Raw genomic sequence first — 6,515 nt, 5'->3', positions numbered from 1 at the left:
AAACACTCCAGATTTCAAACCTTCGGCCACAAACTCTTTTCCTAAAAGATACGTTTGGCTTTCATAATAAAGCTTATCAAAATCGACACCCAAATTGTCATAGGTTTCATCAAATCCATTGTAAACCCATTGGTTCATTTTTTTCCAAAGCGCAACGACTTCTTCATCACCAGCCTCCCATTTTAAAAGCATCTCTTGAGCTTCAATAATAATCGGTGCTTCTTTTTTTGCTTCATCTTCGGTTATGCCAGCGGATATTAGCGTTTGGACCTCTTTCTTATATTCCTGATCAAACTTCACATAATAATTCCCTACCAGTTTATCGCCTTTCAAACCCGTAGATTCAGGCGTTTCACCATTTCCATAACGTTGCCAAGCCAACATACTTTTACAAATATGAATCCCTCTATCATTGATAATTTGGGTTTTATACACTTTTTTCCCAGAGGCTTTTAAAATTTCGGAAACACTATAACCCAATAAATTATTACGGATATGCCCCAAATGCAAAGGTTTGTTAGTATTTGGTGAAGAATATTCGACCATGATGGCTTTGTCCTCTTTTGAAGGTGAAGAAAATCCATAAGCATCATCCTCTTTTATAGATTCAAAAAAATCGAGATAAAAAGTTGCGTCGATTTCAACATTTAAAAATCCTTTTACAACATTAAATGATTTTATTTCACTCACACTATCTTGTAGATACTGACCAATTTGCTCACCAATCTGCATCGGATTCCCTTTAATTTGGCGAAGCATAGGAAAAATAACCACAGTGATATCGCCCACAAACTCCCTACGTGTGGCTTGTAGTTCTACTGTTTCCAAAGTTGCCCCAAAAAGAGCATTTACTGCTTTTTTAACCTGATTTGATAATGTTTCCTGAAGAGTCATCTGCTGTTTAATTTAAGCTTGCAAAGATAACCTTTTTATTAAAATCTTTAAACGTCAACCTCGTATTGTTTTGTAAAATAGGCGGCAACAAAAAAATAGGATGATTATAAAAACAATATTCCCCAACGTAGAAATACAAATCAATTATCCACCAATAGTTTTGAGAACACTATCGTTTCAGAAACATTAAGACAGGTGAGCAAATGTGAGTACAAAAACCAGGTTATGGCATACTTATTGACCCTTTGTTGACTATCAAAAAAAACAACATTAACAATAGAAATTGAAATTTTAATTAAATTATTGCCATACTATAATGACAGAAATAAAAATAAGTTTTGACCTTCTAATTTTACGATGTTTCTTAAATCGATGATTTCCATCTATTAAGAATTTCAGGTTTTTGGTTTATTAGAAATGTTGATTTCATCGTTAAAAACATGATATTTCTATTATTTTTGCCGTTCGTCGGATTTTTGAGAAATATAAAAAACAACAAGTTTCACTTAATCTAATTTATTGGCATTAAAACCCAAAAATTAGATTTTAACAAGCCTTTTATTCATTTTTGACGAAGCTATTGATCAAGGTCCCAAAAAACGTTGATACACCAAATTTAAAAATCCTTAACAGTAATGTTATTGTAACTGTGAACGTGCCACCCTCTCCCTCAAGGCAAGCTCTAATCACATCAACTTTTATAACTAATTGCAAATTAATGAAACGGTTAATCGTCTTAGCTGCGTTTTTTGCTATCTTTTCTGGTCACTCACAAACCAAAAAGATAGACAGCCTTTCTGTACAATTAGCTTATCAAAACCAGGACACTTCTAAGGTTGACACATCCATTCAACTTATCAAAGCGCTTTACAAAGCCAAGGAATATCAAAAGGCCCTTTTATACATTTCGGAAACGGACCAACTCTCATCGTCATTAAACTACCCAAAAGGTGTGGCCGAAGCCAACTATTACAAGGCACTTATTTATGCCGGTAGAAATGATTATTACAATGCCATGGATCATTTTGATAAATCCAAAAAGCTATATGTTGAATTAAAAGATGCCGTAGGTATTGCCAATGTCAGCAATCAAATAGGCATGATCGAAATCAATCGAGGAAATTACGCAGCGGGATTGACCAACTCCTTGGCTGCAATAAAAATTTTTGAGGATAAAAATCTCTATGAAGATCTAAGTGTTGCTTATAACAATTTAGCTGAAGCCTATTCCAAAACCCATCAAATAGACAAAGCACTCGAGTTTAACATAAAAGCGTTAACCATAAGAGAGCGTTTTCAAGACAGTTCGGGTATTAAAATTTCTACAAAAAACATTGCAAGGCTCTATTCAGAACGCAAAGAACACCGAAAGGCCATTGAATATTATGAAGCAGTTTTAGGAATGATCGACCCTAAAACCGATCAAGCACTGCGAGGTGAAGTACTTCCGCGCATTGGTGAAGAATATTTGAAATTCAAAGATTATGACAAAGCTGCCGAATATTTGGTACAAGGTTTAAAATACAACCGGAAAACCAATGACAAAGAAGGTCTTTTAAGAGCCTTAAACTCTATTAGTCATCTTAATCTTGACAAAAACAACCTGAAACTTGCTGAAAACCAAATTTATGAAGCACATGATTTGGCTAAAAAAATTGGAAATTCCGAAGAACTGTTAAAAAACTACAAGCTTTTAATGGCCTTGGATTCTACCAAAGGTAAATTCCAAAATGCCTACAAATGGCAACGGGAATATTTTACCTTAAAACAACAACTCGAACGCGAAAACCAACCAAAACTTCCAACCAATACAGATTCTATTGAAGAAAGTATTGTGATAGATCTACCGGTTGAAAATCAGATTCTTCCAGCAGAAGAACCAGCAACCAACACCAATCAAGTTAAAAATTTAAAACTACTTTCATACGGATTGATTGTTGCTTTTTTGATCGTTCTGACCTTCTTACTTTTGATTTATCAGAAAAGAAAAAGCACTATTAAATATACTGAGGAACTGAAGAACAAAAACATTCAAATCCAACTTCAAAATGATGCTATTTTAGAACAAAAACTTAATCTTGAAGAAATCAATAGTGTTAAAGATCGATTATTTTCAATTGTTTCACATGATTTAAAAGACTCCATTTCATCCATCAAAGGGTTTTTAGATTTGCTGAAAGAAGGCAGTATTTCCAATCAGGAGTTTGATGAACTGATTCCGGAATTAAGTGAAAATGCAAATAACGCATCACTTCTATTATTTAATTTGTTGAATTGGTCAAAATCACAAATGCAAAATCTGGAATCTAATCCAGAGACTTTCAATATCCAAGAGGTATTCCATGATAAAATCAATCTTGTGGAACAAAAAATAGATCAAAAACGAATTGTTATCATTGACGAATCGCAACGGGAATTTGTATATGCCGATAAGAGCATGGTCGAAATTATCATTCAAAACCTTATTACGAATGCTATAAAATTCAGCCGTGTGGGCGATATTATTACCATCTCAAATAAAACACACAATGGCAAATCATTAATTTGTGTGGAAGACACTGGTGTTGGTATTTCAAAAGAAAATCTTGGTAAACTTTTCAAAAACAACAATTTTACGACCATTGGCACGAAAAATGAAAAAGGCACAGGACTGGGGTTGACCATTTGCAAGGAATTAGTAGAACTAAACCATGGTCGAATCTGGGTGGAAAGCACAGAAAACGTAGGCAGTAAATTTTACGTCGAACTTCCGAAAACCAAAACGGAAGCGAAGTAATAGAATTCTAAAAGTTTACAATAGACAAAACCATCTTTAAGCAAACTAATTTATGACACAATGGGATCCAATTGAATTTAAAATTCACATTTGAGCTTTTCCCTTTAGACTTTCGACATTTTAGGTTTGTTTGCTTTTGGCAAAAACACTTCGGCCATCATGCAACGCGCACTACCGCCACCACAAGTTTCTATGGTTTCCAGATCGCTATAAAGAATATCGCAATGCGCTGTTAATTTTGAAATTTGGGAACTGGTCAAACTATCATGCGCTGCTTTGCTCATCACCAAATAACGTTTATCATCTGTACCTCTAACTTGTAGCATATTACCAGCAAATTGATGCATTTGTGATTCGGTGATCGCAATCACTTCCTTGCCATCTTCTTTGAGATGGTTCACCACATTTTTACGTTCTTTTTTATCATCAATGCTGTCCAAACAGATAACGGCAAAAGTTTCTGCTAGGCACATCATCACATTGGTGTGGTAAATGGGCAATCTTTGGTCATCGACCGTTTGATACGCCGTAAAAATCACAGGAAAATAATCAAAATCTTCACAGAATTCTATGAACAACTCTTCATCGGCCCGTGCTGATAAGGCACAGTAGGCCTTTTTATTTACACGATCCATTAAAATACTTCCAGTACCTTCCAAGAAGATATCATCTTCTTCAGCACTTGTATAATCCATGATGTCGTTAATTTCAAATCCTTCGTCTTCTAATCTTGAAAAAAGTTCTTCACGACGCTCATTTCTACGATTTTCGGCAAACATTGGATAAAGGGCTACATCACCATTTTCATGAAAACTCACCCAGTTATTTGGAAAAATAGAATCTGGTGTATCATTTTCCAAAATATCATCTTCTACAATAACATTGACGCCAACAGCTCTAAGTTTGTTAACAAAAACATCAAATTCATGCTGCGCTTTTTTATTGATTTCCGAGTTCTGGATATCCAAATCTTCCTGAAAATAATTGTTGACAGCCGTCTGTTCATTCATCCTAAAATTCACAGGACGAATCATTAAGATAGTATTGGTAATTTGATGCATATTGAAGTGATTTTATAGCCACAAATTTAGTTTAATTTAGCTGATTTTAGAAACCTAAACTTTTTAATTATGAATGACTCACAACTTATAATTTAAAGTTTAAAAAAAAGTGTTTTCTATACTAAAAGCTTAATATTCGCATAAGAGTTTTCCATAGCTTTCTTAATCTGCTCCGGATTAAGCCATGCTACTTTAGTAATGCCTTCTTCTTCTTGTGGTTCCAAAATGCCGTTATAGCTTGAAGTCATTTCAAACCAATAAGTGATTTTTAGTTGAAGACGACCATTGCGCTTAAAAATATGATAGGTTGTTTGCAGAGGTTTTACAATTTTTAAACCATTTACCTTAGTTTCTTCTTCCACCTCTCGCAATGCAGTATCTTCAATACTTTCATTATCTTCGATTTTTCCCTTTGGCAAATCCCATTTATCATTGCGGTAAATAAAGAGAATTTCACCTTTATCATTAAAGACTTTGCCACCTCCTGCCACAACATTAGGCAGTTTTTTAAGAAAGGATTTCAAGAGCTTGTCTTTGTTTTTACCAATGACCATAACACCTTCAAGATCGGTATTATTAAGTTCTCTGATAACTTTTCCTATATTTATAGTACTCATTAAGTAGTTTTTGAAATGCTTTTCCTTTTTGACTCTTGTCGTCAAAATGATAGGTTTGTCATTAACAAAAATTTTGTGCGCCATGGCTTTTATAAAAGGTTGGATTGGTAAAAATATAATATTTTAATTGACCGACGACCTTTTAAAAAATATTTTCACCGAGTTTTTAATTTCAAAATCTATAAAATTGTTTAATTTTGCATCATGACCCTCAACAAACAAACTGCTAAGAAAACCGCTGAACTGCTATTGCAGATCCATGCGATAAAACTACAACCTAGCGAACCATTTACATGGGCATCTGGTTGGAAATCTCCAATTTACTGTGATAACCGGATAATCCTGTCCTATCCGCCAATACGTAATTACGTCCGTGAAATCATGGCCAAGCACATTGAGCAAACGTATGGTAAACCTGACGTTATTGCTGGTGTAGCTACGGGTGCCATTGGTATTGGTATTTTGGTCGCCGAATACTTGGGACTGCCATTTGTATATGTTCGTCCTGAAGCAAAAGGCCATGGCCGACAAAACCAAATTGAAGGCCATGTTGAAAAAGGCCAGAATGTGGTGGTCGTTGAAGATTTGATAAGCACTGGCAAAAGCAGTCTTAACGCTGTTAAAGCACTTGAAGACGCCGGAGTAAACGTAAAAGGTATGGTGGCTATTTTTTCATACGGATTTGATGTTGCAAAAAACAACTTTAAAGAAGCCAACATCACTTTGGAAACCTTAAGCAACTACGAATCTCTTTTGGAACAAGCCTTAGACACGAATTATATTACTTCAAAAGAACAAGAAATTTTGGCAGACTGGAATGCTAATCCTAGTGAATGGAATGCTTCTTGAGTGAATCATGTGAAGTTGTTAATTAGTGAATGGACACCATAAAACAACTTAACATTTTAAAAACATAAACCTCCATCCATTTAGAGCAATGTCTAAAAACGGAACAATACAAGCAAAACAATGAATTTAGAATCACCAAAAGTTAATCTCCAGAAAAGTCCGCAAGAAGTCTTTGACTTCCTATCAGACATTAAAAATTTCGAACAATTAATGCCTGAAAACATTAATAAATTCGAAGTATTGGACGACGACAAATTTCTATTTGCGTTAAAAGGAATGCCAGAAATTGTACTGAAGAAAAAAGAATCGATCGCACCA

5 protein-coding genes and 1 pseudogene are annotated in these 6,515 nt (G+C 34.6%); 3 read left to right on the top strand and 3 right to left on the bottom strand.

Annotation, left to right across the window (positions count from 1 at the left end):
- On the bottom strand, window positions 1–894 hold an 894-nt coding region (gene argS / locus VNJ50_RS00520), incomplete at its 3' end, for an arginine--tRNA ligase (protein ID WP_325578018.1).
- Window positions 895–1,612: 718 nt separating this feature from the next.
- Here argS and VNJ50_RS00515 point away from each other — a divergent pair.
- A complete protein-coding gene (locus VNJ50_RS00515) occupies window positions 1,613–3,670 on the top strand; it encodes a tetratricopeptide repeat-containing sensor histidine kinase (RefSeq protein WP_325578016.1) in 2,058 nt (685 codons plus the stop codon).
- Between the two features lie 104 nt (window positions 3,671–3,774).
- Here the strand turns inward: VNJ50_RS00515 and ctlX are convergent, their stop codons facing one another.
- Complete coding sequence (gene ctlX, locus VNJ50_RS00510; protein WP_325578014.1) at window positions 3,775–4,731, bottom strand: citrulline utilization hydrolase CtlX; 957 nt, start codon at window positions 4,729–4,731, stop codon at window positions 3,775–3,777.
- Window positions 4,732–4,847: 116 nt separating this feature from the next.
- On the bottom strand, window positions 4,848–5,432 hold the full coding sequence (locus VNJ50_RS00505; RefSeq protein ID WP_325578012.1) for an NUDIX hydrolase: 585 nt from the start codon (window positions 5,430–5,432) through the stop codon (window positions 4,848–4,850).
- A gap of 120 nt (window positions 5,433–5,552) precedes the next feature.
- Between VNJ50_RS00505 and pyrE the strand changes: the two genes are divergently transcribed.
- Both pyrE and VNJ50_RS00495 read left to right on the top strand, forming a co-directional pair.
- The gene (gene pyrE / locus VNJ50_RS00500; RefSeq protein ID WP_325578010.1) at window positions 5,553–6,197 is read left to right on the top strand and encodes an orotate phosphoribosyltransferase; all 645 of its coding nucleotides are present in this window, start codon (window positions 5,553–5,555) and stop codon (window positions 6,195–6,197) included.
- A gap of 120 nt (window positions 6,198–6,317) precedes the next feature.
- Window positions 6,318–6,515: pseudogene (locus VNJ50_RS00495) on the top strand (SRPBCC family protein); the annotation flags it as partial.

It is taken from the genome of Gelidibacter sp. (assembly GCF_035577925.1).
Lineage (GTDB): Bacteria > Bacteroidota > Bacteroidia > Flavobacteriales > Flavobacteriaceae > Gelidibacter.
Note: the sequence above shows the minus strand (reverse complement) of the source record. Positions and strands in the feature narration are given on the sequence as shown.

What these genes read in the sequence shown, in the direction of transcription:
- VNJ50_RS00505 (WP_325578012.1), bottom strand. Translation starts at nt 5,432, where the DNA reads ATGGCGCACAAAATTTTTGTTAATGACAAACCTATCATTTTGACGACA.
- ctlX (WP_325578014.1), bottom strand. Translation starts at nt 4,731, where the DNA reads ATGCATCAAATTACCAATACTATCTTAATGATTCGTCCTGTGAATTTT.
- VNJ50_RS00515 (WP_325578016.1), top strand. Translation starts at nt 1,613, where the DNA reads ATGAAACGGTTAATCGTCTTAGCTGCGTTTTTTGCTATCTTTTCTGGT.
- pyrE (WP_325578010.1), top strand. Translation starts at nt 5,553, where the DNA reads ATGACCCTCAACAAACAAACTGCTAAGAAAACCGCTGAACTGCTATTG.